The sequence below is a fragment of the Neobacillus drentensis genome (assembly GCF_036966985.1).
In the GTDB taxonomy this organism is placed as follows: domain Bacteria; phylum Bacillota; class Bacilli; order Bacillales; family Cytobacillaceae; genus Neobacillus; species Neobacillus drentensis_E.
Genome location: NZ_JBALSN010000711.1, coordinates 1 through 340, shown reverse-complemented (window position 1 = coordinate 340; position 340 = coordinate 1). Strand labels below are relative to the sequence as shown.

The window sequence follows — 340 nt, the reverse complement described above, 5'->3', positions numbered from 1 at the left end:
GAGCAAATCGGAGATGTTCTCGAGTCCTTTTTACAGCAACTGCATTTAGTGGAGCCAGAGGATTTATTGCCAAAGAAGCGAGGCTTTTTTTCAAGGTTGTTTCAGCGAGAAAAGCGTTCGACTCAGGAGATCATATCTCGTTTTAAACAAGCGGAAGCACAGATAGAAAGATTGTCAGCAAGGCTTCGTTACGCAAGAGGCGTGCTAATTTCGGACCATAAGTTATTAGAGCGTTTATTTGAAGAAAATCAATCATACTTTCAAGAGATTACGTTACAGGTTGCAGCAGTTGAAGCAAAATTGATTCTGTTAGAGCAACATGCCCTAACAGAAACACATT

General features: G+C 40.6%; 1 protein-coding gene. It reads left to right on the top strand.

Going from position 1 to position 340, the window contains the following annotated elements:
* Window positions 1-340: toxic anion resistance protein (locus V7659_RS30845; RefSeq protein ID WP_335543810.1), on the top strand; the 340-nt coding region annotated here is incomplete at both ends.